The following is a 26,833-nucleotide window of genomic DNA, read 5'->3' as shown; positions in this document are numbered from 1 at the left end:
GCCTCAGGCGTCGGGAGCGGCGTGGACCCGCCTCCCGTCGACGTAGGTCAGGGCCACCCGGGTCTCGGCTATGGCCTCGGCGGGGCCGTCGAAGGGGTCACGGTCCAGGACGACGAGATCGGCGCGGTGGCCGGGGCGCAGGCTGCCGGTGTCGTCGAGACGGTTCACGTAAGCGCTGCCCGCCGTGTAGGCGGCCAGAGCGGCGGTGAGATCCAGGGCCTGCTCGGGCAGGAAGGGCTTCTCCTCGTGGCCGTGGACGACCCGGTTGACCGCGACGTGGACGCCTTGGAGGGGGTCGGGACTGCTGACGGGCCAGTCGCTGCCCGCGGCCAGGGTGGCCCCCGCCCGGAGCAGGCCGCCGAACGGGTACTGCCAGGCGGCGCGTTCCGGGCCGAGGAACGGGATGGTCAGCTCGTCCATCTGCGGTTCGTGGGCGGCCCACAGCGGCTGGATGTTGGCGGTGGCGCCGAGCTCGCGGAACCGGGGGACGTCGTCGGGGTGGACGACCTGGAGATGGGCCAGGTGCGGACGGGTGTCACGCCACCCGTTGGCCTCGCGGGCGGCCTGGACGGCGTCCAGCGCCTCGCGGACGGCCCGGTCGCCCAAGGCGTGGAAATGGACTTGGAAGCCGAGCGCGTCGAGTGAGACGACGTGCTCCTTGAGCGCCTCCGGTTCGATGAAGCTGATGCCGCTGTTGGCGGTGGCGCAGCCGCAGGCGTCCAGGTAGGGGCTGGTCATCGCGGCGGTGAAGTTCTCCGCGATGCCGTCCTGCATGATCTTGACGGTGTCGCAGCGCAGCCTGCCGTGGGTGAGCCGATCGCGCCGCTCCAGGAGCGCGGGGATCTGCTCGGTCCCCTGCCCCCGGGTCCACCACAGCGCGCCGACGACGGTCGCGGTGAGCAGGCCGTCGCGGGCGGCGGCCAGGTAGGCGCCGGAGTGGTCGGGGTAGCCGTCGGTGCCGGCCAGCATGGCGTCCTGCCAGGCGGTGACGCCCAGGCTGTGCAGGAGTTCCTGGGCCCGCAGCAGCCCGGCGAGGTACTCCTGCCCGGTCGGCTCCGGGATGTGCCCGGTGACCAGGGCGATGGCGCCCTCCTGAAGCATGCCGCCGGGGGAGCCTCCGGCGTCCCGCTCGATCCGGCCGTGGGCCGGGTCCGGGGTGTCGGCGGTGATCCCGGCCAGTTCCAGGGCCCGGCTGTTGACCCAGGCGCCGTGGTGGTCGCGGTTGACGAGGTAGACGGGCCGGTCGGGGACCACCGCGTCGAGCAGGTCCCGGGTGGGCACCCCGCCGTCGAAGCTCTCCATGGACCAGCCGCTGCCGATGATCCACTCCCGCTCGGGGTGGGCGTCGGCGTAGGCGCGGACGCGCCGCAGGTACTCCCGCCGGTCGGTGGTCCCGGTCAGGTCGCACTGGCCCAGCTCCACCCCGCCCGCCACGGCGTGGATGTGGGCGTCCTGGAAACCGGGGAGCAGCGGCCGCCCCCGCAGGTCCACGACCTCGGTGCGCGGCCCGATCAGCTCCTTGACCTCGTCGTGCCCCACGGCGGCGATCCGGCCGTCGCGCACGGCGAGGCAGGTGGCCCGCGTGCGCGCGGAGTCCATGGTCAGGACGGGGCCACCGGTGAACAGCAGATCGGCGGGCGAGTGCGTCATGGGGACACTCTCCCACCGATGCCCCGGACATCCGATGCCGGCACCGCCCGGCGACCGGCGCGGTGTCAGGGGCGGCGGCCCAGGCCCGCGTAGACGGGGGCCTGCTCGACCGGGCGGGGCTCGACGCCCGGCAGCGGACGCCAGTGGCCCGCGTAGACGACACCGGGATCGATCAGGTCGAAGCCTTCGAAGAACGCCGTGACCTGCGCGCGGTCCCGAAGGAACAGGGTGCTGCTCGCCCGCTGGGAATAGGCGTCAGCGAGGGCCTCGGAATTGTCGCGTTCGATGTCGGAGGTGCCGTGGGAGACGGCGAGGTAACCGCCCGAGGGGAGCGCTTCGCGGATTTGTGCGACGAGCCGGTAGGGGTCCTGATCGTCGGTGAAGAAGTGCAGGACGGCGCTGAGCAGAACGGCCACGGGCCGGGTGAAGTCCAGCGCCTCGCGGGCCCGTTCCAGAATGGTCCCGACGTCCGCCAGGTCGCCTTCGGCGACGGTGACGTTCTTCGCCCCGGCGAGCAGGGCGCGGCCGTGCGTCATGACGATGGGGTCGTTGTCCACGTACATCACCCGGCAGCCCGGGTCGACGGCCTGCGCCACCTGGTGCACGTTCTCCTGGGTGGGAAGCCCCGCTCCGATGTCGAGGAACTGGCGGACGCCGGCCTCCTCCACCAGGTGGCGGACGACCCGTCCCAGCCAGGCCCGGTTCTCCCGCGCGGTCGCCTCCGCGTACGGGTACATCTCGCGCAGCAGTTCGACGACCTGCCGATCGGCCGCGTAGTTGTCCTTGCCGCCGAGCATCGCGTCGTAGATCCGGGCCGGAGAGGGGAGGGAGGGGTCGATGCCCCGGGGCGCGGTTTCCTCTGTCACGCGGCGAGCATAAACTCCCCAAGCCCTGACGTGGTAGGAAATTTACGGGTATCTCACGCCCGGTCGGGACGCCATCCGCTCAAAGGCGTTGACTTCAAGTGGACTTCAAGTTTTAGCGTCGGGCTCATGACCTTTTTGATCACCGGAGCCACCGGAAACGTCGGCCGTCACCTCATGGCGGAACTCCTCGGGTCGGGCCGGAACGTCCGCGCCCTGACCAGGAACCCCGAGGCGGAGCTGCCGCCCGGCGTGGAGCGCGTCGTCGGGGACCTCACCCGGCCGGAGACCTGGGGGGACGCCCTCTCCGGCGTCACCGGACTGCACCTGCTGGGCGGCGACGACAACGGCCCCCTGGCCGCCGCGCCCGAGATCCTGGAGCGGGCGGCGAAGGAGGGAGTCCGGAGGGTGACCGTGCTGTGGAACGGGCAGAGCGGACCGGCGGAGGCGGCGCTGGAGGAGGGGAACTTCGCGTGGACCCGCCTGGAACCCACCGAGTTCATGTCCAACACTCTGGGTTGGGCGGCTTTGGTCCGGGAGGAGGGACTCGTTCGCGAACCCTTCCCGGAGGAGCCCGCCGCCGTCGTCCACGAGGCCGACATCGCCGCGGTGGCGGCGGTGGCCCTCACGGAGGACGGGCACGACGGCGCCGTCTACCCGATCAGCGGCCCCGAGGTGCTCACCACCGTCGACCGCGTCCGCGTCCTCGGCCGGGTGCTGGGCCGTGACCTGCGCTACGTCGAACTCACCAAGGAACAGGCCAAGGAACGGATGCGGGCCGCGGGCCACGCCGAGCAGGTCGTCGACTTCGTGATCGGCTGGCACGCCGACCCCCCGCCCGCGGGCCGCACCGTCGTCCCCACCGTCGAACAGGTCACCGGCCGCCCCGCCCGCACCTTCGCGCAGTGGGTAGAGGAGCACGCCGCCGTGTTCTCCTCCCGATGACCGGGAGGGCGGTGTGCGGGCGGTGCCCGTACGGGTTCTACTGGACGGTCGAGCGAGTCCACCGCTGGAGGAGCCCATGCGAGCAGCCCCCGCCCCGTCCGTCCGAACCCTGGAAGAACGCGTCGCCGCGCTGGAGGCGGTCGAGGCCATCAAGGCGCTGAAGCACCGGTACCTGCGCGCCTGCGACCTCAAGGACGCCGAGACCCTCCGCGACTGCTTCGTCGCGGAGGGGGCTTCCATCGACTACGGGCCCGCCGGGGCCTTCGAGGGGGCCGACCTGCTCACCGACCTCTACCGGAAGGTGGCGCTGGCGAAGCACGACGGACGGTACGTCGTGCTCGACATGCACCACGCCGTGCACCCGGTGATCGAACTCCTCGGGGACGGACGCGCGAAGGGCGCGTGGACGCTGAGGTTCCGCCAGGTCGACCGGGTCGAGCGCACCGAGAAGGTGAGCGCGATCGAATACGACGACCGCTACGAGGTCGAGGACGGGCGGTGGCTGATCCGCTCGTCCCACGTGAAGGTGCTGTGGCAGCTCACCCGGCCGCTGCCCGAGGGCTTCTCGATCCGGGGAGCCTTCGCGTGAGCCCGGCACGGGCCGCGAGCGGCGGCGGACGGGTCGCGCTGGTCACCGGCGGCAGCCGAGGAGTGGGCGAGGGCATCGCCGTCGGCCTGGGCGAGGCGGGCTGGACGGTGGTGGTCTCCGCCCGCGACGAGGCCAGGCTCGCCCGCACGGCGAGACGGGTGGAGGAGGCGGGCGGCCGGGCCCGGGCGATCGTCTGCGACCACGGCGACGACGCCCAGGTGGAAGCCCTGATCCAGCGGGTGGGGGAGGAGCACGGCGGGCTGGACCTGCTGGTGAACAACGCCTGGGCCGGCCCCGCCATGGACTACTCCCGCCCCGAGCCCTTCTGGGAGCGGCCCCTCTCCGACTGGGACCTCCTGGTGGGCATCGGCCTGCGGGCCCACTACGTCGCCACCCGCGCCGCCGCTCCCGGCATGGTCGAACGCGGCAGCGGCATGATCGTCAACATCTCCTCGGTCGGCACCCGCGCCTACCTGCACTCCACCCTGTACGGCATCTCCAAGGCGGGCCTGGACAAGATGACCCACGACACGGCCCTGGAACTCAGGCCCCACGGCGTCACCGTCCTGTCGTTGTGGCCCGGCCTGATCCGCACCGAGCGGCTCCTGGCCAGCGGACGCGAGACGGTCTTCGGCGTCTCCATCAAGGACACCGAGACCCCCGAACTCCAGGGGCGCGTCATCGCCGCGCTGGCCGCCGACCCGTCCGTTCACGAGCGCACCGGCCAGGTCGTCATCAGCGCGGAGGCCGCCCGCGAGTACGGAATCCCCGAACCCGAGGGCGGAGTCCCCGTCTCTCCCCGGGACATGTTCGGCGGCGGTCCGGTCTTCCCCGCCCTGCCGACCGCGTGATCTTAAAGCGCGAATTCGGCGGCGGACAATTGCGGTCTCCGGTCGGAAGCGAGTTTCGGGTCCTCTTTCCCAGGCGGTGAGAGCGCCCGAAACTCGCCGGTCACCGCTTTTTCGGCGATGGTCAGAAGGGAGTGGATCAACGAGATTCCAGGGACTAGGGTGAGAATTCACCAGGGGGTGGTTCCGGGGGCGGAGCCGAGGAGCTGAGGTGGTCCGGGCGGAGGTCGGTTGGGCGCTGCGCGCCAGCCACGACGAGTACACGGTGCTCGCCTCGGGTGGCCCGGTGCCCGGTGCGGGCGACCTCGCGGAGGTCTTCTCGCGGTTCTCCCCGGACGTGCGCGGGGCCGACGGGAAGAGCCCGGATTCGTCGCTCCGGGTCGTGCTCGGCGGGGTCCGCGACGGCCATCTCGGCCTGACATTCCACGAGTGGTCGCGTGATATCGACGCCGTGGGGCGTCCCATTCCGCTCAGTCGGCACTTCTCCGTTCCGTACGCGGTCCTTTCTGATGGCGGCATCACTTATCGGCCGCTGTATGCGGCGCTCCACGCGATGGAGCCTCCCCGGGACGGCGGGGCCCTGCGGATCGAGCTGTCCGGAACCTCGGCGGAAGAGCAGGCCGCCTCGGTGGAGCGGTTCGGGTTCGGCAGGGTCGCGGCCGCCGCGTCCTCCCTCCTGGACGGCCCGGTCACCGTCACCCGCGCCGAGGAGCTCTCCCTCGACGAGAGGCTGGCGTTCTTCGACGCGGTGGCGGCGCTGCTGCCCTACGGCCGTCGCATGAGCCTCGTCGCGAGCACCTGGGACGACGGCGACAGCGGGCACGTCGCCCTGGCCTTCGCCCGGCGCCGCCGTCCCGGCTCGGCGGAACTGGACTGGCGGCTGCCGTCCCCGCCCGTCGAGGCCGTGGCCGCGAGCGGGTATCTGCGGCGGCTGTCGGAGCTGATGGAGAAACGGCCGCTGTCCGCGATCGTGGAGTACCTCGCCGGCCGGACGGAGCCGCTCGCCGGGACGGACGCGGTCGAGACCTTCCAGATCCTGGACGAGATGGACATGCCGGATGCGGTGTCGCGTGCGGCGCGGGAGGGGCGGCTCTCCTACGACCTGCTGCACCGGCTCTTCTCGTCCGGCAGGTTCCGGGAACTGCCCTCGGACGACGACCGCCGGTACCTGTTCAACGAGCTGATCATCCGGGGCCGCGTCGACGACCTCATGGTGATCGAGCCGCTCTGGACGGAGGCCGGGGGAGACTTCGAGGCGCTCGCCAAAGCCGCGCGGACGAAGCTGTGGCAGCTGGAACCCGAACTCGAGACGGTGCGCTACCTCTGGACGGCCGAACGGCTCGGGTTCGCGGACGCGTTCCTGGCGCGGCTCGTCACCTGCCCCGACCCCGAGAAGAGCCTGGAGGGCGCCCCGGGCGGCGAGGCCGCGGTGGCGCGTCTGGTGCGCACCCGCAGCAAAGCCGAGTACACGCTGACGTTCAGCGCGCTGGCGGACAACGGGCCGGTGCTGTACGAGCTGTTCCACCAGCTCGCGTCCGACCCCGAGGCCGACACGGACGGCTGGTACGAGCGGCTGAAACGGTTCGTCCCCCCGGAGATCCTGCTGCCCTTCTTCCGCGTGCTGCGCGAGGACGGGGCGTCCGTGGACACCAGCACCCTCTCCAGGATCGTCGCCCGCGGACCGGGCTGCCTGACGACGCTGCTGCGCACGGCGGCGGCCGGAGGACGGCTGGAGGGCGTGCTGCCCGCGTTCGCCGTGCTCCTGTCACGCGGGGCCTTGCCGGACCGGGCTTTCTGGGCGGCCGAGCTCGCCGGGCTCGACCCCGTCCACACGGGCGACCAGGGCATGCTCGACGGGCTCCTGATGTGGCTGGGCCACCCGCCCCGCCACCTGGAGGACGCGGCGGCCGGCGACTGGCCGAGATACCAGGAGGCGTTCGAGCTGGTCTGCGGCCTCCCCGGCATGGCGGATCCCGTCGCCGCGCGGCTGGCCGCCCACCTGCGCGCATGGCCCTGGCAGTCGGACCCGCGCCGTGTGGCCGCGGTGACGGGGCTCGCCTCCGTCCACGAGGACGTGCCGGACCTGGCGCGCGTGCTCCTCGCCGGCCGGTCCGCGGAACCGGCCCTGAGCGAGGACGGGCGGTACGCGTCCTGGCGCAGGCGGGCCCTCGCCCGCCTGCCGTACCTGGCGGCCGAGGAGGTCGCGCTCACGCTGACCGGCCTGAGGCCGGAAGCCGAACCCGAACTCGTGGCCAGGCTCTGCGCCGAGGCGATCGACCGCCGCACCCCGCTGGAGGAGGTGGTGGACCACCTCACCCTGTCCGGCTGGCGGCTCGACGGCGACCGGGCCGTCCGCCTGCTGAACGGCATCCGGCACGCGTTCGCGCTGCTCGGCTGGACCCGCCCGGACGCCGAGGAGTTCGCGCTGGCACTCGGCAGGGCGATCGTGCGGACCCGGCATCCGGCGCTGGTGGAGGAGATCCGCGAGCACACCGCCCGCCAGACCCTCCTGGAGATCGAGTACCAGTACCAGCTCCTGCAGAACGTCATGATGGACCCGCTGGACGACGAGGTCCTCTACCTGTCCGACCGGACCCGCGGGGAACTGGTGGAGCTCGCCGAATGGGTGATGTCGCTGGCGAGGTCGAGCAGGTCCCGCACCTGGTTCGGGTGAGTCCGCGGCCCCGTCAGCCCCTCGGCTGGGGGTTGTCCTCCAGCCATTTCTCGAACTTCGCCTTGAGCTTGAGGAAGTCCTTGTAGCTCACCGCGTACTCGGTGAGGCGCTTGTCGGGGTCCGTCGCCACGAAGTACAGCCACTTGCCCTTGGCCGGGTTCAGGGCCGCCTCGATGGCGGCGACGCTCGGGCTGCCGATGGGCCCGGGCGGCAGCCCGTCGTGGAGGTAGAGGTTGTAGGGCGACTTGATGCCCTGGTGCCGTTCCCGCACGTCGAGCGTCCGCTTCTGCCACGCGTACAGCAGCGCGGTGTCGAACTGGATCCTCATGCCGTCCTCGAGGCGGTTCTGGATGACCCGTGAGATCTTCCGGTAGTCCTCGGGCCGTCCCGCCTCGGCCTCGATGAGGCTGGCCACGGTGACGACCTCGGAAGGGGTGAGCCCGACGTCCTCGCCCCGGCCGAAGTCGACGTTCCCGACCTCCTGCTTGAACCGGGAGACCATCATCTTGAGCAGCTGCGCCGCGGTCGCGTCCGGGGGAAGGTCGTACCGTCCGGGGTACAGGTATCCCTCGACCCGGCCTTCGGCCGCGGCCGGAAGCCCCAGCGAACGGGGGTCGACCTTCTTGAACTTCGCGACCGGGATCCCCGTCGCCTTCGACAACCGGGCGTAGATCTCCGAAGCCCATTTCCCGGGGGGCACGTCGACGACCCCGGTCCTGGATTTCGGATCGAGCAGCAGCGCCACCGCGGCCGCGGCGGACATCTGCCGCCTCATGCCGTAGAACCCGGGCTGGAGCCCCTCGAGCCTGTTTCCCGCGGCCTGGACGAACGCCTTGACGGATTTGACGACATCCGCCTCGACCAGCGTCTGCCCCACATCGGCGGTGTAGTCGTCCTTCACCACCTCGATGGTCACGTTCCCGGACCCCCGACCGGAATAGTCCGGCGCTCCCAGCCGGGTCATCAGCTCGGTGTAGCCGAAATATCCGCCTCCGCCGAGCGAGGCCACGAGGATGAGCAGCGCCATCACGGTCACCGCCCCGCTGAGCCGCCGCGCCCTCCTGGGCCGCCGTCCCCTGCCGGGGCGTCGGGCGGGGGGCTCCGCCCGCACCGGCAGATCGACCGTGGTGGATCTGCTGCCTCCGCGCCCGCGGCCGCTTCCCTCGTTCCCCCAGAAGCCGCCGCCGTTGCCGCTCTCTCCCCAGAAATCCGACATCGTTTCCCTCGATCGGCCTTCCGGGCGGCCCCCGGCAGGCGTTCTCTTCGGTCCGCCGACCACCGGCGCCCGGCTTCTTCGCAGCTCGGGCAGGGGTATGACCCCAACGGCAGCTTTTACTGTAAAAAGCTCTATTCGGGCGGGGAGTATACGGGCAGCGCACCCTTTCGTATCTATCCGCTTTCGTGATGGATCGGTTGCATATTGTGGTCGGCGGCAGTGGACGCGGGGTGTCCGCGAGTGTGACCGGCTGCTCTAAAATGAATGAATGTCGACGCCACGCCGGTTGCCCCGAGGGCGGAACGCGCTGCCTCTGGAAGAGGTGGCGAGGCTGCAGCGTGAGCGGCTGTGCCGGGCGATGGCCGAGGCGATGGCCGAGGAGGGGTACGCGGGCACCTCCGTCGAGGACGTCCTCAAGCGCGCGAGGGTGTCGCGCCTGAGCTTCTACCGGCTGTTCGATTCCAAGCTCGACTGCTTCACGGCGTCCCTGGACCGCGCGAACGAACTGCTCCTGGGCTGGATCACGGACGCGATCGGGACGTCCGGCACGGGCGGCGACCCGGTGGAGCGCTACGAGCGGGCTCTCGGCGCCTACTTCGACATGATCGAGGCGGAGTGGGCCTACGCCCGCCTGTGCATGGTCGAGGTCTATGCCGCGGGGCCGGGGGCGGTCTCCCACCGGAGCGGGATCCACGAGGCCATGGTCGCCCTCCACGCCGAGGTCCTGGGCGTCACCGACGAGCAGGGCCTGCTGGCCTGCCACATGCTGGTCGCGGCCACCGTCGCCCTCACGACCCCCCTGGCCGCGGAGAACGACCGCGAAGGGCTGCGCTCGGTGGGTCCGCAGCTGGTCGCCTACGTCCGTTCCCTCTGGAACGCCGGGGTCTTCGGCGCGGGCACCGGCCCCGTCTCGCAACGCGTGTAGGAGTCGGCAGCCCGCCACGGTGAGGACCACCGCCTCTGAACGCATCGGGCCGGTGGTCCTCACCGTCGACTAGGGCTTGCGGGCGATTCCGCCGTACATGAGCCTCTGGCCGATCGACATGTCGGACTCGACCGGGACCGGACCGTCGGGACGCCACAGCGGCAGCGGGACGACGCCGGGCTCCAGGAGTTCCAGCCCGTCGAAGTAGGCGGTGATCTCCTCGACGGTGCGGAACCTGCCGGTGCCCAGCATCGCCAGGTACTGCTTCTCGGCGTCGCGGGCCTCCTGGCTGGAGGCGCAGAAGTGGGTGACGAACAGGTGGCTGCCGGAGGGGGCCACGTCCAGGTAGGCCTCGACGATGCCCTTGGGGTCCTCGTCGTCGTGCAGGTGGTGCAGGATGCCCACCATCATGATCGCCACCGGCCGGGTGAAGTCGATGAGCCTGGTGACGCCCGGGTCGCCCAGCACGGCCGCGGGGTCGCGCAGGTCGGCGGTGACCACGGAGGTGCGTTCGTTCTGGGCGAGCAGCGCCCGCCCGTGGACCAGAACCATGGGGTCGTTGTCGACGTAGACGACTTTGGAGTCGGGGGCGACGGACTGGGCGACCTGGTGGGTGTTCTGCACCGTGGGGAGCCCCGAACCCAGGTCGAGGAACTGGCGGATGCCCTGCTCGGCCAGGAAGCGCACGCCGCGTCCGAGGACCTGGCGGTTGTAGGCGGCGACGTCGTAGATCTCCGGGATGACCTTGGTGATCTCGGAGACGAACGCCCGGTCGACCTCGAAGTTGTCCTTGCCCCTGAGCACGACGTCGTAGGCCCGCGCGATGCTGGGCTTGGTGATGTCGATCCCCCGCGAGGCCCATTCCTCCGGCCGTTCGGTCGTTCCCGTCACCGCGCACCCTCCACCCGAATAGTGTTTTGTTGTAAAAATGAGCTTATGTGTAGACGCTCCCTAGTGTCGTATGAATGCGTTTTCTCCGGCTGAATGCGTTTCCTCTGGTATGTCCCCCGGTCGCGGCTGTCAGATGTTCTCCCGGTAGCGGCCGGGCGGGACGCCCTTCCAGCGTTGGAAGGCGTGGATGAAGGCGGCGGGTTCGGCGTAGCCCAGCCGCCGGGCGATGTCCTTGGTCCGCAGCCCTTCGGTGAGCATGCGCTCGGCGAGGTGCGCCCGCACTTCCTGCAGCAGCCCGCGGTAGCAGGTGCCCTCGGCGGCGAGCCGGCGGTTCACGGTCCTCGGGCTGACCGACAGCCGGGCCGCCACCTCGTCGAGGGTCAGGACGGGGGTGCGCAGCAGCTCGGCGCGGACCTGTTCGCGGAAGCCGGCGGCCTTCGTTTCGCCGGCACCGGTGAGGGGGGACTCTCCGCCCGCGCGGCGCCGGTGGGCCAGCTTGCGCAGAGCCTGCTCGGACCACTGCCGGGTGTATTCGTCGGCCATCGGCAGAGGCTGGTCCAGCAGGTCGGCGTCCAGAGCCATGAAGTCGCGGTCGGCGGCGAAGACCGGCTCGATCCCGAAGGTCTGGAGGTACAGGTCGACGCGGGGAGGGGCAGGCCGGGTGAGGTGCAGGCGGCGCGGGATCCCCTGGGTCGATGTGGTCTCGCGGTGCAGGGTCAGGAGCGCGGCCATGTCGCGTTCGATGAAGAAGGTCCGCACCTTCTCGGGGAGCCCGTCGGCGTCGAGCACGAACCGGTACTCCGGGACGTCGATCTCCATCCGGATCTCCGTCACCCCGGAGAGGAAACCGAGGTGGCGCAGCCCGAAGTCCGCCGCGTCGCGCACGGTCGGGCAGCTGAGTATGCCGAGCCCCCAGACGCCGTAGGCGGTGAAGTGCATGCGGCTGCCCGCGATCAGGCCGAGCCCGGGCGCCTCGCAGGCCTCCAGCAGGTTGGCCACCGCGCCGATCTCCTGGGCCGGCACGACGTTCCGCTCGGGGTCGGCGAGGTCGGCCTCGGTCAGCCCTGTGCCGGCGAGGCAGCGGTCGGCGTCCACCCCGTGCTCGGCCGCCAGCCGTACGAGCTGCGCCAGAACGCCTATGGTCCGCATCCGGTCCCTTCGCCTCAAGCCCGGAAGCCGACTATGACTCCGGTCACATCTGATATTCCATGCCTTGGCGCAAAATATCAATCTAGCTGGCGTCTGAGCGCATTGCGTACCTCGAAGTAACCACTTATTTTCGCTCTGACCAGCAGAATCGTGATCGCCGCCATCGGCGCGCGGCACCGGGTCACCGGAGCCTCCCTCGATTCGCTGGCGACGTACTGAACCCAAGGAGAGCGCAGGGCGGCCGTCATTCCGGGCCGGACGGCCGTCGCACGGCCGTTCCGCCGACCGCGGTATCCACTCCTGTCCGGTCGGCGCCGGGACGACGCTCGACCAGGCCTTCCACAAGAGGAGGACAAGTGGACACTCAAGCCGCGATTCTCTGGGAGACGAACACGCCGTGGAGCGTGGAGGACATCGTCATCGACCCGCCCAAGGCGGGGGAGGTGGTGGTCAAGCTCGCGGCCTCGGGCATGTGCCACTCCGACGAGCACATCGTCACCGGTGACATGGCACTCCCGCCGGAGATCATCGAGCAGACCGGCGCGTCGATCACCCCCATCATCGGAGGCCACGAGGGCGCCGGCGAGGTCGTCGAGGTCGGGCCGGGGGTCACCAGCCTCCAGCCGGGCGACCACGTGTCGCTGAGCTTCGTCCCGTCGTGCGGCCGCTGCCCCTCCTGCGCGGCCGGCCGGCAGAACCTCTGCGACATGGGCGCGTTCCTGCTGTTCGGCCGCCAGATCAGCGACCTGACCGCGCGCCACCACGCCAAGAGCAACGGCGCCGACCTGGGCCTGATGTGCTGCCTGGGCACGTTCTCGCCGTACACGCTCGTCAACGAGGCCTCCTGCGTCAAGCTCGACGACGACATCCCCCTGGACAAGGCCGCGCTCGTCGGCTGCGGCGTCACCACGGGCTGGGGCTCGGCCGTCTACCTGGCCGAGGTGAAGCCCGGCGAGACCGTGGTCGTCATCGGCGTGGGCGGCATCGGCATCAACGCCATCCAGGGCGCCGCGATGTCCGGCGCGCGGCACATCGTCGCCGTCGACCCGGTGCAGTTCAAGCGGGACGAGTCGCTGAAGTTCGGCGCCACCCACACCGCGGCCAGCGTCGAGGAGGCCATCGAGCTCGTCGGCATGATCACCTGGGGCCAGCAGGCCGACAAGGTCATCATCACCACCGGCGTGGCCGACGGCGCGATGATCCTGCCGGTGATGACGATGGTCGCCAAGGGCGGGCGCTGCGTCGTCACCTCGGTGGCCTCGATGGCCTCCAACGAGGTCTCCCTCAACCTGGCCGACTTCACCCTGATGCAGAAGCAGCTGGTCGGCGGCATCTTCGGCGGCGCCAACCCGCGCCGCGACATTCCCCGCCTCCTGCGCCTGTACAAGGAGGGCAAGCTCAAGCTCGACGAGCTGATCACCACCACGTACAAGCTCGAAGAGGTCAACCAGGGCTACCAGGACATGCGCGACGGCAAGAACCTGCGCGGCGTGATCATGTACTGACCACCGCCGGGTCCGGCCTACCCCGAGGGCCGTGAACCGGAGAAGGGCGCACGGCACACGCCGTGCGCCCTTTCGTCATGGCGCGTCATCCGCCGTGGGCGGAGGACTGCGTCGAGCGGTAGTGCGAGGGAGAGACCCCGTAGCGGGCGACGAACGCCTGGCGCAAGGCCTCGGCGGTCCCGAAACCGCAGCGGGCCGCCACGGCGGCCACCGGCAGAGGACTCGAGACCAGCAGGGCCGCGGCGGCCTCGGTACGAGCCCGCCGCACGAACCGGCCCGGGGTCCGGTCGAGGTGCCTCACGAACAACCGCGTCAGATGCCGTTCGCTCACGCCCGCGCGCGCCGCGAGCGCGGCGGTGGTCAGGTCGGAGTCCAGGCTGCTCATGATGTGGTCGACCACCCGTCCGACCACGCCGTCCCCCGGCGGCGGGGCGGCGGTGAAAACGCTCATCTGCGCCTGGTTGCCCGGCCGCTGCAGGTAGGTCACCAGATGCCGGGCCACCCGGCGGGCGGCCTCGGCGCCGTGGTCCTCCTCGATGAAGGCGAGCGTGAGGTCCAGGGCGCTGGTGACACCGGCGGACGTGGAGACGTGCCCGTCCCGGATGAAGATCGGCTCCGGGTCGACGACGACCTCCGGATGGCGCCGGGCCAGAACGTCGGCCGCCCGCCAGTGGGTGGTGGCGCGCCGGCCGTCGAGCAGCCCCGCGGCGGCCAGGATCGCGGCCCCCGTGCACACGGAGGCGACACGGCGGCTCTCGCGCGCCAGGCGGCGGACGTGCGCGACGACCACCCGGTCGCGGGAGGCGGCCTCATGCCCGATCCCTCCGGACACCACGAGTGTGTCCAGCGGCCCGACGACACGTTCCAGGGGCTCCTGCGCCTGGAGCGTCAGACCGGTGGAGCAGGTGATGGGGCGCCCCCCGGGGGTGGCCAGGCGCGGGTCGTACAACGGTGCGGCGCCGTACAGGTTCGCGCTGATCAGACTCGTGGTGACGCAGGCGATGTCGAGCAGCTCCGCCGCGTCGTATCCGACGACGACGACACGTCGTCCGGCCATGGAGAAACCCTATGCCGGGAGGACGGACAGCCCAAGTTTCCGGACCGGTACATCCTCCCGCGTTGGCCGGGAGCGGGCGCGGCGACACAGTGAGGTCATGACTCAGATCGCATCGACCCCCCGCCGCCGATGGCTCCGCTTCACCTGGCACTACCTTGAGATGATCATCGCGATGTTCGCCGGAATGGCGGTCCTGGGCCTGCTCCTGGGCGCCGTCGGGATCGGCTTCTCCCACACCCGCGACCCCGAGCAGGCCTTCCTGCTGATGGCGTTCGACATGTCCGTCGGCATGGCCGCGGTGATGCGTTACCGCGGCCACTCCTGGCCCGCCACCCTGGAGATGTGCGGCGTCATGTTCGCCCCGGCCCTGCCGCTCTTCCCGCTGCTGTGGCTGGACGTCATCGACAGCGGGTCCCTGATGGCCCTGGCCCACGTGGCGATGTTCCCCCTCATGCTCGCCGCCATGTTCTGGCGCCGCGACGAGTACCTCGGCTGCGCCCACTGAAGCACCGGCCGGAAAAGCCCGCACCACGGCCGTCACCGACCACGAGACCGTGCGGCCTCGTACGACTGCGGTCGACAAGCCGCCGGGACGGGATCAGCCGTGAGGAGGAAGCCGTGCGAGCGGGTACTTCGTAGGCTGGCTCGCATGGTGAACGGTGTCCTCCGTCTGCGGGGGCGGTCCTGGGGACGCAGAGCGGACGGCATGGTCGCCGCCCTGGTGTTCGTCCTGGTAGGGCTGGGAAGCCTGCGATCGCTGATCGGGTCGGGGACCGAATCCCGGGCGGTCGCGGCTCTGGGCTGGTTTCTGATCACCGTGGTGTGCGGAGCGCTGTGCTTCATCCGCCGCAGGCCGGTCGCCGTGGCCGTCTTCGTGCTGGCGGCCACGATCGGCTACTACATCCTCGGCATCGACGGGCCGTTGATGGGCGCGTTCGTCGTGGCGTTGTACCGGGTCGCGGCCGAGGGGCATCTCCGGGCCGCCGTCGGGCTGGCCTCCACGGCCGTGATCGGGACGGGTATCGGGACCCTGTCGGGGAGCGAGGACGTCAACGGCGTCGCCCTCTTCATGCTGGCCGGCTGGCTGGTGGCGGTGGTCGCGACCGGCTGGCTGCGCAACAGCCGCCAGGCGTACACGCTGGAACGGGAACGGTGGGCGGCCACCGAGGAACGGTTGCGCATCGCCCGTGAACTGCACGACGTCGTCGGCCACCACCTGTCGCTGATCAACGTCCAGTCGACGGCGGCGCTGCGCCGTCTCACCCGGCATCCGGAGCGCGGCACCGCGCAGGCCGAGGAGGCCCTGGAGGCGGTCAGGGAATCCAGCGGGGAGGCTCTGCGCGAGCTGCGGGCCACCCTGGGGCTGCTCCGGAGGGCCGGAGAGGACGCGCCCACCGCGCCCGTCGCGGGCCTGGAGCGGATGGGCGACCTGGTGGCGTCGGCCCGCGTCGCGGGACTCGACGTGCGGACACGCGTCAGCGGCGAGCCCGCTCCGCTGCCGACCGAGGTCGACCTCGCCGCCTACCGCATCATCCAGGAGTCCCTCACCAACGTCACGCGCCATGCCGGAGCGGGAGAGGTCGTCATCAGCGTCGAGTACGGGCCCGGGCTGGTGACGGTGGAGGTCGCCGACGACGGGCGCGGTCCCGCGGAGTACACGTCCGGCAACGGCATCACGGGCATGCGCGAACGCGCCCGCGCCCTGGGCGGCGACCTGACCGCCGGTCCCCGCGCGGGTGGTGGCTTCGCGGTGCGGGCCGGCCTTCCCCACGGAAACGGAGCGAACCGATGATCAGGGTGGTGCTGGCCGACGACCAGCGTCTGGTGCGCGCCGGATTCCGGTCGATCCTCGAGGACGAGGACGACATCGAGGTGGCCGGCGAGGCGGGGGACGGCGACCAGGCCGTGGCCGCCTGCCGGGAACTGCGCCCGGACGTCGTCCTCATGGACGTCCGCATGCCCGGCACGGACGGCCTGGAAGCGGCCCGGCGCATCACCGCCGACCCGCGGCTGGACGGCGTCAAGGTCGTCATCCTCACCACCTTCGACCTGGACGACTACGTGTACAGCGCGCTGCGGGCGGGAGCCAGCGGATTCCTGCTCAAGGACACCGACCCCGACGAACTGCTCCACGCGGTGCGAGTGGCGCACCGGGGCGACGCCCTGATCACCCCGTCGGTCACCAGGCGGCTCATCGCCGAGTTCGCCGGGCGGGTCCGGGCGCCGGGGCCGGCTCCCGTGCTCAACGTCCTCACCGCCCGGGAGCGCGAGGTCATGGAGCTCGTGGCCGCCGGGCTGACCAACGACGAGATCGCCGCCCGACTGGTCCTCAGCCCGGCGACCGCCAAGACCCACGTCAGCCGGATCCTGACCAAGCTGGACGCCCGGGACCGCTCCCAGCTCGTCGTCCTGGCCTACGAGTCCGGCATGGTGCGGCCGGGCTGGTTCGGCGGCTGACTCCCGGAGTATCCGCGGGCAGGCGCGTACGACCGGGGGAGCAGACGGGGTGACGGCTCCAGGCCGATGCCCGGGAAGGAGCCGCCCGCCGACGCTGGACGGCATGCACATACCTCAAGCCCATGCCCGGGCCGGGACCGTCGGCCTGCTCGGCGGCGGAGCCGCCGGTTTCCTCCTGCTCGACGTGGCCGCGGCCCTCCTCGCGGCCCTCCTCGGACGTCCACCGGCCAAAGACGGCGAACCGGTCGTCCTGATCGTCGGGGTGCCGGCGGTCTGCGCGCTGCTGGGCTGCCTCGCGGCCGTTCGGATCTCGCTGCGGAAGGGGGGCCGGTGACCATGGCGACACGTTCGAAGACGAAGGCCGGGCTGCCGGGCCGGTTGGCGTCCTGGGCCCAGCGGCACCGCTGGAGCGCCCTTCTCCTGTGGGTGCTGACGGTGGCGGTGGTCACCGTCAGCTCGCAGGCGGTCGGCAGCGCCTACCAGAACGACTTCTCGCTTCCGGGCACGGACTCGCAGGCGGCCTTGGAACTGATGGAGCGGCACGGTGCCGCGCAGGCCGGCGCGGGCGTCCAGATCGTCTTCCAGGACGGCCGCGGGCTCGAAGGCGACCGTCCGCGCGTCGAGCAGATGCTCGCGACGGTGCGCGGGTTGCCCTTCGTCACCGACGTCCGCGGCCCGTACGACGGCGCGCTGTCCGAGGACGGCACCATCGGATACGCCTCGGTCACCCTCGACTCCAAGTCCGAGAACGTGCCCGCGGAGGACGTCAAGGAGCTCATCGACACCGCGAGCGCGATCGCGGGGGACGGGCTGCGCGTCGAGTTCGGCGGAGACCCCGTGCAGGCCGTGCAGGAGGAGTCGGGCGGGGCCGCGGAAGGGGCGGGCATGCTGGCCGCCCTGGTCGTCCTCGTCCTGCTCTTCGGCTCGCTTTTGTCGGCGGCGGTGCCGCTGGTCACCGCGATCTTCGCGGTGGGCGGCGCGCTCGGCCTGATCACCCTGGCGTCCCACGCCTTCACGATCGCCGACTTCACCCCGCCGATCATGATGCTGGTGGGGCTGGGCGTCGGCGTGGACTACGCCCTGCTCATCTTCTACCGGTACCGGCACCAGCTCCTCGAAGGCGACGATCCGCGGACCGCCGCCCGTACCGCCCTGGACGCCGCGGGCCGGACGGTCTTCTTCGCCGGGTGCACCGTCATCATCGCGCTGCTCGGCCTGGTCGTCCTCGGCCTCGGCTCGCTGCAGGGAGTCGCGCTGGCAGTGGCACTGACCGTCCTGGTCACCATGGGGGCCTCACTGACCCTGCTCCCCGCCCTGCTGTCGTTCTTCGGCGGGCGCATCCAGCGCCACGTCCGCAGGAGCGCGGCCAAGGCCGAGGCCAAGGGCAGGAGGGAAGGACGCCGCTGGCACGCGCTCGCCGGCGCCGTGCAGCGCCGCCCCCTGACCGCCCTGCTGATCTCCGCCATCGCGCTGCTGGCGCTGTCCGCACCGGCGCTGGGCCTGCGCCTGGGCTTCGGCGACGCCGGCAACAACCCGCCGCAGACCACCACGAGGCAGGCCTACGACCTGCTCGCCGAAGGCTTCGGGCCCGGCTTCAACGGCCCGCTCGTCCTGGTCGTCCAGGGCGGCGAGGACGCGGCCCGGCACCTGCGGACCGTCCTCGAGCGGACCGACGGCGTCGCCGCGACCGTCCCGCCGTGGCCCACCGAGGACGGGAAGCTGCACACGCTCATCGCCTTCCCCGAGACCGCCCCGCAGGATCGGGCCACCGCCGACCTCGTCCACCTGCTCCGCGACGACGTCCTGCCGCCGCTGGCCGAAGAGCACGGAGCCCGCTACCTCGTCGGCGGGCCGACCGCCGCCGCCCAGGACTTCGCGGACGCCGTCGCATCGCGCATGCCGCTGTTCGTGGCCGTCGTCGTCGGCCTGTCCTCGCTGCTCCTCCTGGTGGTCTTCCGGTCGCTGCTGATCCCCGTCAAGGCCGCCGTCCTGAACCTGCTGTCGGTGGCAGCCGCGCTCGGCACCATCGTCCTGGTCTTCCAGCACGGCTGGTTCGGCGTGCCCGAGGGTCCCATCGAGGCCTACCTCCCCGTCATGATCTTCGCGATCGTGTTCGGCCTCTCCATGGACTACGAGGTCTTCCTCGTCTCCCGCATCCACGAGGAATGGGAACGCACCCGCGACCACTCCGAGGCGGTCCGCGCGGGTCTGGCGGCCACCGGCAAGGTCATCACCGCCGCCGCGGCCATCATGATCGTCGTCTTCGCCGCGTTCGTCCTCAGCCCCACCCGCATGCTCCAGCAGTTCGGCCTGGGCCTGGCCTCCGCCGTCCTCCTGGACGCCGTGGTCATCCGCTGCCTGATCGTCCCGGCCGTCATGCAGCTCCTGGGCGCCCGCGCCTGGTGGCTCCCCGCGCCCCTGGCCGGGCTCCTCCCGAAGGTCGAGCTGGAAGGCCGGGAGACCGTCCCCTCCCCGCGGGCGCCGGCCGCCGGGGCGCGCGACCCCGAACCGGAGCCGCGGGTCTGAGCCGGCGAAGCGCCGGGCGTCGCAGGGTCGTCGCTCCGCGGCGGCCCGGCTGCGCCGGTTAACATAGACAATGCTGTTTACTTGAAAGCATAATGGGCGCCCGTGATCGGGGACCGCCGACAGGACGCTTCCAGGACCCGAGATCGGCGGCCGTGGTGAGGCCGTGACCCGGACCCGGCTCGAGGAAGCGCGGCCGGTGCGGGAGGACGAGCTGTGGTGGAGGCCTGAGTGAAGGACGACCAGGGGCTGGCCGCCGGAAGAGAGCTCGGCAGCAGATACCGGCTGGAGGCTCTGATCGGGCGCGGCGGCATGGGCCAGGTCTGGCGTGCCGTCGACCAGCGGCTGCGCCGCCCGGTCGCGGTGAAGGTGCTGCCCGCGGAACTGGCCGTCGCCGAAAAGGGCCTGGCGCGTTTCGAGCGGGAAGCAGAGGCCACGGCCGCGCTCCAGCACCCCGGCATCACCGTCCTCTTCGACCTCGGCCGGGACGAGGACCAGCTCACCTACCTGGTGATGGAGCTCCTCGAAGGCGAGGACCTGCGCGCGGTCATCGACCGCAACCCCGACGGCCTGCCGGTGCCCCGGGCCGTCGACCTCGCCCTCCAGCTCGCCGACGCCCTCGCCGCGGCCCACTCGCGGGGAATCGTCCACCGCGACATCAAACCCGCGAACCTCTTCGTCCTCGACGACGGACGCCTCAAACTCTGCGACTTCGGCATCGCGGGCCTCGCCGACGCCACCACCAGGCTCACCCAGGACGGCGGCTCCATCGGCACCCCCCTGTACATGGCTCCCGAACAATTCCGCGGCCAGGCCGCCGACTTCCGGTCCGACCTCTACGCGCTGGGATGCGTCCTGCACGAACTCCTCACCGGAGCTCCCCCGTTCGACCCCGGCTCGGGCCTGCCGGGTCTGCTGTACGCGCACCTGAACGAACCCCCGCCGCCCGTCAGAGCCCTCCGCCCGGAGGTGCCCGAGCGGCTCGAACGCCTCGTCCTCTCCCTGCTGGCCAAGCCGATGGACCAGCGCCCGCCCGACGCCGCCACCGTCGCGTCCTACCTGCGGGAAACCTCTGCGACGAGCCCGGCCACACAGCTCCCCGGTGTCGGTGTCCTCCCGCCGCCGGGTCCGGTCACGCCGCCTCCCGGCGTCGGTCTTCTTCCGCCGCCCGGCCAGGGCACGACGCTTCCGCCGGGCGCGTCCCACCAGAGCGCGCTGCCCTCCAAAGCGTTGATCGCGGTGGGGGTGGCGCTGACGGCGGCGGTGGTCGCGAGCATCGTCGCCGTCCTCGCCGTGACCGGCGGCCTGCCGGACCGGAAGGCGTCCGCCGAGAACAGGAGATCTCTGCCCGCGGTCTCGTCACCCAGGCCGACGCCCTCGCCGACCACGCCGAAGAGCCACCGGATCGCCTACACGGTGACCGGGGACGCGCCCCAGGTCACGGTCATGTACATGCACCCGGAAGGCGGTTCGTCCTCGCAGCGGGTCAAGCCCCCGTGGAACGAGAAGTTCGAGGCGGGGGGATTCAACTACCTGTACGTCACGGGGACCACCGGGCTCGAGGCCGGAACCGTCCGCTGCCGCATCAGCATCGACGGCGAGGTGGTCCAGGAGCGCTCCAGCAGCGGACAGTTCGCCTCCGCGAGCTGCCAGTACTCGCCCTACCTGTCCCGGAGCACGCCGACGCGCTGACGGCAGATGGCCGGAAACCGGTCAAGCCCGACGGATCCTCGTCCGAATTTTGGTCTCCCGGGGATGCAAGGGAGAAAAGAGGGTGTGAGAGTGAGGTGGAAGCCGGCACCTGGAGATCTCTTCTGCCATGAACGAAATATCGCCACCGGACGAGCGTGAGCGGGTCATCGCCGTGGCCGGAAAGCTGTTCTCGCAGCTCGGCTACGACATCACGACGATGCAGATGATCTCCGATGCGGTGGGAATACCCATGGATTCCGTCCGGGCCGTCGGCACCAAACAACAGATCTACCGTTCCGTGCTGAAAACCCTGCGGAAAACAGAGAACGAATTCCTGGAGAGCATCGGATCGCAGATCCCGCCGGGAGTGGAGGGCCTCCACGTCCTGGCGGACGCGTTCCTGGAATTCTGTCTCGAGAACCCCGAGCTCCCCTCCCTGTGGATGCACCGCTGGCTCGCCGACGCGGCGGACGTCTCGGACCTCGAGGAGAGCTACTCCGTCCCGCTCCTCACCGCCATGGCGGACGCGGTGCGCTCCGTGGCGCGTTCGGAGGTGGACGCCGAACTGGCGGCCCACGGCGCGGTGTGGCTCGTGTACGGCTACGTGCACACCGGCCTGCAGACCGGGCCCGGCGCCTCCTCCGGCCCCTCGGATCCCCGGAACCTGAAGCGTTTCCGCGCCTATTTCCACAGCCTCATCGAGGCGGTGGTCTGACCCTGGACCGCGTCCCGGCCGCTCCGCCGGCGGCGGCCTCGGCCATGGAGCCGTTTCGCTCCAGCGTCCGTGTATGAGCTCCGTGAAGATGCCCGGGTTCTGCGTATGGAAGGCGTTAAGGAACTCCGGCGAGCCGGAAATCGGGTGTTCGCTTCATGACGGCACAGGTGACGCGGTTTCGGCTGCTGCCCGGTGCCGGCGTTCATCGGACCTTTCGCAGAGGAGAAGGACAACAGCCATGGCAGACCTCGTGCTCATAGCGCTGACCATCGCGGTCTTCGCGGTGCTCGGCCTCGTCGTGAAGGCGGTGGGACGCCTGTGAGTCCCGACAACGTCGTCGGGCTGATCCTCGCGGTCGGCTTGATCGTGTTCCTGGTGGTGGCCCTCCTGCGTCCGGAGAAGTTCTAGATGGGCTCCACCGGCGCGGGAGTCGTCTTCATCGTCTCCCTGCTCGTCGCTCTCGCCCTCGTGCACGTTCCCCTGGGCGACCACATGTACCGGGTGCTCGGCTCGACCAGGCACAACAAGGTGGAGCGCGGCATCTACAAGGCCATGGGCGTGGACCCCGACTCCGAGCAGAAATGGAGCATCTACGCCAGGAGCGTTCTGGCGTTCTCCCTGGTCTCCATCCTGTTCCTCTACGGGTTCCAGCGGCTGCAGGACAGGCTGTTCCTCGACCTCGGCTTCGATCCCGTGCCCGACCACGTGGCCTGGAACACCGCCGTCAGTTTCGTGACGAACACCAACTGGCAGTCCTATTCCGGTGAGAACACGATGGGCTACCTGGTCCAGATGGGCGGCCTGGCCGTCCAGAACTTCGTGTCGGCCGCGGTCGGCATCGCGGTCGCCGTCGCGTTCGTCCGCGGGTTCACGCGCAGGAGGACCGAGGAGCTGGGCAACTTCTGGGTGGACCTCACCCGGGTCGTCCTCAAGATCCTGCTGCCGATCGCGGTGATCGGCGCGATCGTCCTCGTGACGGGCGGCGTCGTGCAGAACTTCGCCGATCCGCAGACGGTCACCACCGTGACCGGAGGCTCGCAGACCATCACCGGCGGGCCGGTCGCCTCTCAGGAGGCCATCAAGGAACTGGGCACCAACGGAGGCGGCTTCTACAACGCCAACTCCGCCCACCCGTTCGAGAACCCCACGAACTGGACCAACTGGGTCGAGATCTTCCTGCTGCTGATGATCAGCTTCTCGCTGCCCCGCACGTTCGGACGCCTCGTCGGCCAGAAGAAGCAGGGCTACGCGATCGTCGCCGTCATGGCCGTCCTGGCCGTTCTGTCGATCACCGCCGCCACGGCCGCCCAGGTCGCCCACCACGGCACCGTCGCGGAGGCCGTCGGGGCTTCGGCGGAGGGCACCGAGCAGCGCTTCGGCGTCATGGACTCGGCCATGTTCGCGGCGTCCACGACCCTCACCAGCACCGGGGCGGTGGACTCCTTCCACGACTCCTACACCAGCCTGGGCGGCGCCGTGCTGCTGCTGAACATGATGGTGGGGGAGGTCGCGCCCGGCGGGGTCGGCTCCGGCCTGTACGGCATGCTGATCCTCGCGGTGATCACGGTGTTCGTCGCGGGTCTCATGGTCGGGCGCACCCCCGAGTACCTCGGCAAGAAGATCGGCGCCCGCGAGATCAAGTTCGCGTCGCTGTACTTCCTGGTCACCCCGGCGCTGGTCCTGATCGGCACCGCGGTCGCGATGGCCTTCGACACACCGCGGCAGAGCATGAACAACCCCGGCGCCCACGGCTTCTCCGAGGTGCTCTACGCGTTCACGTCCGCTTCGAACAACAACGGGTCGGCGTTCGCCGGGCTCACGGTGAACACCTGGTTCTACGACATCGCGCTCGGCCTGTGCATGGCGTTCGGCCGGTTCCTGCCGATCATCTTCGTCCTGGGCCTGGCCGGTTCGCTGGCCCGACAGACACCCGTCCCCGTGTCCGCGGGCACGCTCCCGACGCACCGGCCGCAGTTCGTCGGCATGGTCGCCGGGGTCACGCTCATCCTCGTCGCCCTGACGTTCTTCCCGGCGCTCGCCCTCGGGCCGCTGGCAGAAGGGATCCACTGATGTCCACGACCCCGCAGACGCCCCCGCGGACATCGACCGGGGGCACCGGCGGCATGCTCGACCCGAAGACGCTGCTCACCTCGCTGCCGGACGCGCTGCGCAAGCTCGACCCGCGCGTCATGTGGCGCAATCCCGTCATGTTCATCGTCGAGATCGGGGCGGTCTGGTCGACGGTCCTGGCCGTCCGTGAGCGCACCGTCTTCGCCGTCCTGATCGCGGTCTGGCTCTGGCTGACGGTGATCTTCGCGAACCTGGCCGAGGCCGTCGCCGAGGGCCGAGGCAAGGCTCAAGCGGACACCTTGCGCAAAGCCAAGAAGGGCACCACCGCCCGCCGCCTGGTCGGCGGCCGGGAGGAGGAGGTCCCCGCGGCCGAGCTCCGGCAGGGCGACGTCGTGGTGGTCGAGGCCGGGCAGATCATTCCCGGGGACGGCGACGTCGTCGAGGGCATCGCCTCGGTGGACGAGTCGGCCATCACCGGTGAGTCCGCCCCGGTGATCCGGGAGTCCGGCGGCGACCGGTCGGCGGTCACCGGCGGCACGAAGGTGCTGTCCGACCGGATCGTCGTGAAGATCACCCAGCGGCCGGGGGAGTCGTTCATCGACAAGATGATCGCCCTGGTCGAGGGCGCCTCCCGGCAGAAGACCCCGAACGAGATCGCGCTGAACATCCTGCTGGCCGCGCTGACGATCATCTTCCTGGTCGCCACCGCCACCATGCAGCCCTTCGCCGTCTGGGCCAAGACCAGCAATCCCGGGGTGCCGGACACCGCGGCCCTGGACGGGAACGGGGTCACCGGGATCGTGCTGGTCTCCCTGCTGGTGTGCCTGATCCCGACCACGATCGGGGCCCTGCTGTCGGCGATCGGCATCGCGGGCATGGACCGCCTGGTGCAGCGCAACGTCCTGGCGATGTCCGGACGGGCGGTCGAGGCGGCCGGCGACGTCAACACCCTCCTGCTGGACAAGACCGGCACCATCACCCTGGGCAACCGGCAGGCCTCGGACTTCATCCCCGTCGGCGGTGTCTCCCCGGACGAGCTGGCCTCCGCGGCGCAGCTGGCCTCCCTCGCGGACGAGACGCCCGAGGGGCGCTCGATCGTCGTCCACGCCAAGCGGGCCTACGCGCTGCGCGAGCGCCACCCCGGCGAGCTCGCCCATGCGCAATGGGTGCCCTTCACCGCCCAGACCCGAATGTCCGGAGTGGACGTCGAGGACAGGAAGCTGCGCAAGGGCGCGGCGTCCGCGGTCGCCGACTGGGTGCGCGAGCACGGCGGGGTCGTCTCTCCCGCCCTCGGCGACGCCGTGGACGGCATCTCCGCGAGCGGCGGCACCCCGCTGGTCGTCGGAGAGGTCGAGAACGGCCGGGGCCGGGTCCTGGGCGTCATCCACCTCAAGGACGTGGTCAAGGAGGGCATGCGCGAGCGCTTCGACCACATGCGCGCCATGGGCATCAAGACGATCATGGTCACCGGTGACAACCCGCTGACCGCCAAGGCCATCGCCGAAGAGGCGGGCGTCGACGACTTCCTCGCCGAGGCCAAACCGGAGGACAAGCTCGCCTTCATCAAGGCCGAGCAGGAGGGCGGACGGCTGGTGGCGATGACCGGCGACGGCACCAACGACGCCCCCGCCCTCGCCCAGGCCGACGTGGGAGTGGCCATGAACACCGGCACCTCCGCGGCCAAGGAGGCCGGGAACATGGTCGACCTGGACTCCGACCCGACCAAGCTCATCGAGATCGTCGAGATCGGCAAGCAGCTCCTCATCACCCGCGGGGCGCTGACCACGTTCTCGATCGCCAACGACATCGCCAAGTACTTCGCGATCATCCCCGCGCTGTTCGTGACGCTGTTCCCCGGCCTGGAGGCCCTGAACATCATGCGTCTGTCCAGCCCCCAGTCGGCGATCCTGTCCGCGGTGATCTTCAACGCCCTGATCATCATCGCCCTCATCCCGCTGGCCCTGCGCGGCGTGCGGTACAGGCCCAGCTCGGCCTCACAGCTGCTGAGCCGCAACCTGGCCCTCTACGGCCTGGGCGGGGTGATCGTCCCATTCGTCGGCATCAAGCTGATCGATCTGCTGATCCAGTTCATTCCGGGGATCTCCTGATGAGTACTCTTCCGAGCTGGCTGCGCCAGCACGTCGCGGCGCTCAGAGCGCTGCTGGTCTTCACCGTCCTGTGCGGTGCCGCCTACCCACTGGCCATCGCGGCCGTGGCCCAGCTTCCCGGCCTCAAGGACAAGGCCGACGGGTCGTACGTCGAGGTCGACGGCAGGAGGGTCGGTAGCGAACTGATCGGCCAGCCTTTCCTCGACTCCGGTGGCAACCCCCTGAAGCAGTACTTCCAGGTCCGCGAGTCCAACGCGGGCGACGGCTGGGACCCCATGGCCACCTCCGCGAGCAACCGCGGCATGGAGGACGTCGTCGACACCCTCCCCGACCCCGCGCTCGTGAAGGCGGGCGAGGAGGACGAGAACGCGCGCGAGTCGCTTCTCACCACCGTCTGCGCCCGAAGCCTGAAGTTCGGCGGCCTCGACGGCGTGGAGGGCTCCCGCCCGTACTGCACCGAGAGCGGCGTCGGCGCCGTCCTGTCGGTGATCGGCCCCCGCGACGCCACCGGCGTCGTTTCCCGCCCCACCAAGGTCGTCAGCATCAACGAGGCCTGCCCCGCCAACCCGTTCGTCGCGGAGTACAAGGGCGTCGAGGTCGAGTGCAACACCTACGGCCAGGACTACAGCGAGGGCCAGATCGTGCCGATCCGCGGCGACGCCCCGGAGAGCCCCGCTGTCCCCGCCGACGCGGTCACCGCGAGCGGCTCGGGCCTGGACCCGCACATCTCCACGGAATGGGCGGAACTACAAGCCCCGCGAGTCGCCTCCGCCCGCGGCGTCCCGGCCGAGCGGATCGAGAAGCTGATCAAGGAGCACACGACCGGCCGTTCCCTGGGCTTCATGGGGGAACCGGCGGTCAACGTCCTCACCCTCAACATCGCGCTCGACGAGACGGCCCCGTTCAAGGGCTGAGAGAAGGAACGCCCATGGCCAGGGGGCCGCTCCGCGTCCGCC

The 26,833-nt window shown here is 70.7% G+C and carries 24 protein-coding genes; 18 read left to right on the top strand and 6 right to left on the bottom strand.

The window, feature by feature from the left end:
* Positions 1 to 3: 3 nt before the first annotated feature.
* Both ABGB12_RS25920 and ABGB12_RS25915 read right to left on the bottom strand, forming a co-directional pair.
* Entirely contained in the window at positions 4 to 1,650 is a 1,647-nt protein-coding gene (locus ABGB12_RS25920) for an amidohydrolase (protein ID WP_347682063.1), read from the bottom strand.
* Between the two features lie 65 nt (positions 1,651 to 1,715).
* A complete protein-coding gene (locus ABGB12_RS25915; RefSeq protein ID WP_347682062.1) occupies positions 1,716 to 2,516 on the bottom strand; it encodes an SAM-dependent methyltransferase in 801 nt (266 codons plus the stop codon).
* Between the two features lie 126 nt (positions 2,517 to 2,642).
* Between ABGB12_RS25915 and ABGB12_RS25910 the strand changes: the two genes are divergently transcribed.
* The 4 genes from ABGB12_RS25910 to ABGB12_RS25895 all read left to right on the top strand — a co-directional run bounded on the left by ABGB12_RS25910 (position 2,643) and on the right by ABGB12_RS25895 (position 7,569).
* Positions 2,643 to 3,458, top strand: a complete 816-nt coding sequence (locus ABGB12_RS25910) for an NAD(P)H-binding protein (RefSeq protein ID WP_347682061.1) — start codon at positions 2,643 to 2,645, stop codon at positions 3,456 to 3,458.
* A gap of 76 nt (positions 3,459 to 3,534) precedes the next feature.
* Positions 3,535 to 4,047: a nuclear transport factor 2 family protein gene (locus ABGB12_RS25905; protein WP_347682060.1), complete on the top strand. Its 513-nt coding sequence runs from the start codon at positions 3,535 to 3,537 to the stop codon at positions 4,045 to 4,047.
* Positions 4,044 to 4,898 carry an SDR family NAD(P)-dependent oxidoreductase gene (locus ABGB12_RS25900; RefSeq protein WP_347682059.1) on the top strand — a complete coding sequence of 285 codons (855 nt, stop codon included), beginning with the start codon at positions 4,044 to 4,046 and terminating at the stop codon, positions 4,896 to 4,898. Before ABGB12_RS25905 ends, ABGB12_RS25900 begins: the two co-directional genes overlap by 4 nt.
* 208 nt (positions 4,899 to 5,106) lie before the next feature.
* Complete coding sequence (locus ABGB12_RS25895) at positions 5,107 to 7,569, top strand: hypothetical protein (protein WP_347682058.1); 2,463 nt, start codon at positions 5,107 to 5,109, stop codon at positions 7,567 to 7,569.
* 13 nt (positions 7,570 to 7,582) lie between these two features.
* Here ABGB12_RS25895 and mltG read toward each other — a convergent pair whose 3' ends face one another.
* Complete coding sequence (gene mltG, locus ABGB12_RS25890) at positions 7,583 to 8,785, bottom strand: endolytic transglycosylase MltG (RefSeq protein ID WP_347682057.1); 1,203 nt, start codon at positions 8,783 to 8,785, stop codon at positions 7,583 to 7,585.
* Between the two features lie 268 nt (positions 8,786 to 9,053).
* Between mltG and ABGB12_RS25885 the strand changes: the two genes are divergently transcribed.
* Entirely contained in the window at positions 9,054 to 9,710 is a 657-nt protein-coding gene (locus ABGB12_RS25885; protein WP_347682056.1) for a TetR/AcrR family transcriptional regulator, read from the top strand.
* 69 nt (positions 9,711 to 9,779) lie between these two features.
* On the opposite strand, the gene ABGB12_RS25880 is transcribed toward ABGB12_RS25885, so the two are convergent.
* On the bottom strand, positions 9,780 to 10,601 hold the full coding sequence (locus tag ABGB12_RS25880; protein ID WP_347682055.1) for an SAM-dependent methyltransferase: 822 nt from the start codon (positions 10,599 to 10,601) through the stop codon (positions 9,780 to 9,782).
* 129 nt (positions 10,602 to 10,730) lie between these two features.
* Positions 10,731 to 11,750 (bottom strand): AraC family transcriptional regulator, encoded by a 1,020-nt coding sequence (locus ABGB12_RS25875; protein ID WP_347682054.1) that lies wholly within the window; start codon positions 11,748 to 11,750, stop codon positions 10,731 to 10,733.
* A 356-nt stretch (positions 11,751 to 12,106) separates the two neighbouring features.
* Between ABGB12_RS25875 and ABGB12_RS25870 the strand changes: the two genes are divergently transcribed.
* Entirely contained in the window at positions 12,107 to 13,255 is a 1,149-nt protein-coding gene (locus ABGB12_RS25870; protein WP_347682053.1) for an NDMA-dependent alcohol dehydrogenase, read from the top strand.
* A gap of 85 nt (positions 13,256 to 13,340) precedes the next feature.
* Here the strand turns inward: ABGB12_RS25870 and ABGB12_RS25865 are convergent, their stop codons facing one another.
* Complete coding sequence (locus ABGB12_RS25865) at positions 13,341 to 14,312, bottom strand: helix-turn-helix domain-containing protein (protein ID WP_347682052.1); 972 nt, start codon at positions 14,310 to 14,312, stop codon at positions 13,341 to 13,343.
* Positions 14,313 to 14,409: 97 nt separating this feature from the next.
* Between ABGB12_RS25865 and ABGB12_RS25860 the strand changes: the two genes are divergently transcribed.
* The 12 genes from ABGB12_RS25860 (at position 14,410) to ABGB12_RS25805 (ending at position 26,791) form a co-directional block, all read left to right on the top strand.
* A complete protein-coding gene (locus ABGB12_RS25860; protein WP_347682051.1) occupies positions 14,410 to 14,817 on the top strand; it encodes a hypothetical protein in 408 nt (135 codons plus the stop codon).
* A gap of 144 nt (positions 14,818 to 14,961) precedes the next feature.
* A complete protein-coding gene (locus ABGB12_RS25855) occupies positions 14,962 to 16,104 on the top strand; it encodes a sensor histidine kinase (RefSeq protein WP_347682050.1) in 1,143 nt (380 codons plus the stop codon).
* On the top strand, positions 16,101 to 16,769 hold the full coding sequence (locus ABGB12_RS25850) for a response regulator transcription factor (RefSeq protein WP_347682049.1): 669 nt from the start codon (positions 16,101 to 16,103) through the stop codon (positions 16,767 to 16,769). Before ABGB12_RS25855 ends, ABGB12_RS25850 begins: the two co-directional genes overlap by 4 nt.
* Positions 16,770 to 16,872: 103 nt before the next feature.
* Positions 16,873 to 17,103, top strand: coding sequence for a hypothetical protein (locus ABGB12_RS25845; protein ID WP_347682048.1), 231 nt, complete (start codon positions 16,873 to 16,875; stop codon positions 17,101 to 17,103).
* Positions 17,104 to 17,105: 2 nt separating this feature from the next.
* Complete coding sequence (locus ABGB12_RS25840) at positions 17,106 to 19,295, top strand: MMPL family transporter (protein ID WP_347682047.1); 2,190 nt, start codon at positions 17,106 to 17,108, stop codon at positions 19,293 to 19,295.
* Between the two features lie 228 nt (positions 19,296 to 19,523).
* The gene (locus tag ABGB12_RS25835; RefSeq protein WP_347682046.1) at positions 19,524 to 20,984 is read left to right on the top strand and encodes a serine/threonine-protein kinase; all 1,461 of its coding nucleotides are present in this window, start codon (positions 19,524 to 19,526) and stop codon (positions 20,982 to 20,984) included.
* 127 nt (positions 20,985 to 21,111) lie between these two features.
* The gene (locus ABGB12_RS25830; protein ID WP_347682045.1) at positions 21,112 to 21,699 is read left to right on the top strand and encodes a TetR/AcrR family transcriptional regulator; all 588 of its coding nucleotides are present in this window, start codon (positions 21,112 to 21,114) and stop codon (positions 21,697 to 21,699) included.
* Between the two features lie 73 nt (positions 21,700 to 21,772).
* On the top strand, positions 21,773 to 22,021 hold the full coding sequence (locus ABGB12_RS25825) for a hypothetical protein (RefSeq protein ID WP_347682044.1): 249 nt from the start codon (positions 21,773 to 21,775) through the stop codon (positions 22,019 to 22,021).
* Positions 22,018 to 22,107 carry a K(+)-transporting ATPase subunit F gene (kdpF, locus tag ABGB12_RS25820; RefSeq protein WP_347682043.1) on the top strand — a complete coding sequence of 30 codons (90 nt, stop codon included), beginning with the start codon at positions 22,018 to 22,020 and terminating at the stop codon, positions 22,105 to 22,107. Before ABGB12_RS25825 ends, kdpF begins: the two co-directional genes overlap by 4 nt.
* The gene (gene kdpA, locus ABGB12_RS25815) at positions 22,108 to 23,769 is read left to right on the top strand and encodes a potassium-transporting ATPase subunit KdpA (protein ID WP_347682042.1); all 1,662 of its coding nucleotides are present in this window, start codon (positions 22,108 to 22,110) and stop codon (positions 23,767 to 23,769) included.
* Between the two features lie 53 nt (positions 23,770 to 23,822).
* Entirely contained in the window at positions 23,823 to 25,877 is a 2,055-nt protein-coding gene (gene kdpB, locus ABGB12_RS25810) for a potassium-transporting ATPase subunit KdpB (protein WP_347682227.1), read from the top strand.
* Positions 25,877 to 26,791 (top strand): potassium-transporting ATPase subunit C, encoded by a 915-nt coding sequence (locus tag ABGB12_RS25805; RefSeq protein WP_347682041.1) that lies wholly within the window; start codon positions 25,877 to 25,879, stop codon positions 26,789 to 26,791. The genes kdpB and ABGB12_RS25805 overlap by 1 nt, the downstream gene beginning before the upstream one ends.
* Positions 26,792 to 26,833 lie beyond the last annotated feature (42 nt).

This window comes from Actinocorallia sp. B10E7, from assembly GCF_039871655.1.
Lineage (GTDB): Bacteria > Actinomycetota > Actinomycetes > Streptosporangiales > Streptosporangiaceae > Actinocorallia.
The sequence above is the reverse complement of the archived record's forward strand: the minus strand, read 5'-3'. Positions and strand labels throughout refer to the sequence as shown.

Bases quoted from the DNA above. Each gene is read 5' to 3' on its own strand.
- ABGB12_RS25840 (WP_347682047.1), top strand. From the start codon at position 17,106: ATGGCGACACGTTCGAAGACGAAGGCCGGGCTGCCGGGCCGGTTGGCG.
- ABGB12_RS25855 (WP_347682050.1), top strand. From the start codon at position 14,962: ATGGTGAACGGTGTCCTCCGTCTGCGGGGGCGGTCCTGGGGACGCAGA.
- ABGB12_RS25805 (WP_347682041.1), top strand. From the start codon at position 25,877: ATGAGTACTCTTCCGAGCTGGCTGCGCCAGCACGTCGCGGCGCTCAGA.
- ABGB12_RS25845 (WP_347682048.1), top strand. From the start codon at position 16,873: ATGCACATACCTCAAGCCCATGCCCGGGCCGGGACCGTCGGCCTGCTC.
- ABGB12_RS25920 (WP_347682063.1), bottom strand. From the start codon at position 1,650: ATGACGCACTCGCCCGCCGATCTGCTGTTCACCGGTGGCCCCGTCCTG.
- ABGB12_RS25885 (WP_347682056.1), top strand. From the start codon at position 9,054: ATGTCGACGCCACGCCGGTTGCCCCGAGGGCGGAACGCGCTGCCTCTG.
- ABGB12_RS25860 (WP_347682051.1), top strand. From the start codon at position 14,410: ATGACTCAGATCGCATCGACCCCCCGCCGCCGATGGCTCCGCTTCACC.
- ABGB12_RS25910 (WP_347682061.1), top strand. From the start codon at position 2,643: ATGACCTTTTTGATCACCGGAGCCACCGGAAACGTCGGCCGTCACCTC.
- ABGB12_RS25830 (WP_347682045.1), top strand. From the start codon at position 21,112: ATGAACGAAATATCGCCACCGGACGAGCGTGAGCGGGTCATCGCCGTG.
- kdpA (WP_347682042.1), top strand. From the start codon at position 22,108: ATGGGCTCCACCGGCGCGGGAGTCGTCTTCATCGTCTCCCTGCTCGTC.
- ABGB12_RS25825 (WP_347682044.1), top strand. From the start codon at position 21,773: ATGAGCTCCGTGAAGATGCCCGGGTTCTGCGTATGGAAGGCGTTAAGG.
- ABGB12_RS25865 (WP_347682052.1), bottom strand. From the start codon at position 14,312: ATGGCCGGACGACGTGTCGTCGTCGTCGGATACGACGCGGCGGAGCTG.
- ABGB12_RS25850 (WP_347682049.1), top strand. From the start codon at position 16,101: ATGATCAGGGTGGTGCTGGCCGACGACCAGCGTCTGGTGCGCGCCGGA.
- mltG (WP_347682057.1), bottom strand. From the start codon at position 8,785: ATGTCGGATTTCTGGGGAGAGAGCGGCAACGGCGGCGGCTTCTGGGGG.
- kdpB (WP_347682227.1), top strand. From the start codon at position 23,823: ATGCTCGACCCGAAGACGCTGCTCACCTCGCTGCCGGACGCGCTGCGC.
- ABGB12_RS25905 (WP_347682060.1), top strand. From the start codon at position 3,535: ATGCGAGCAGCCCCCGCCCCGTCCGTCCGAACCCTGGAAGAACGCGTC.
- ABGB12_RS25875 (WP_347682054.1), bottom strand. From the start codon at position 11,750: ATGCGGACCATAGGCGTTCTGGCGCAGCTCGTACGGCTGGCGGCCGAG.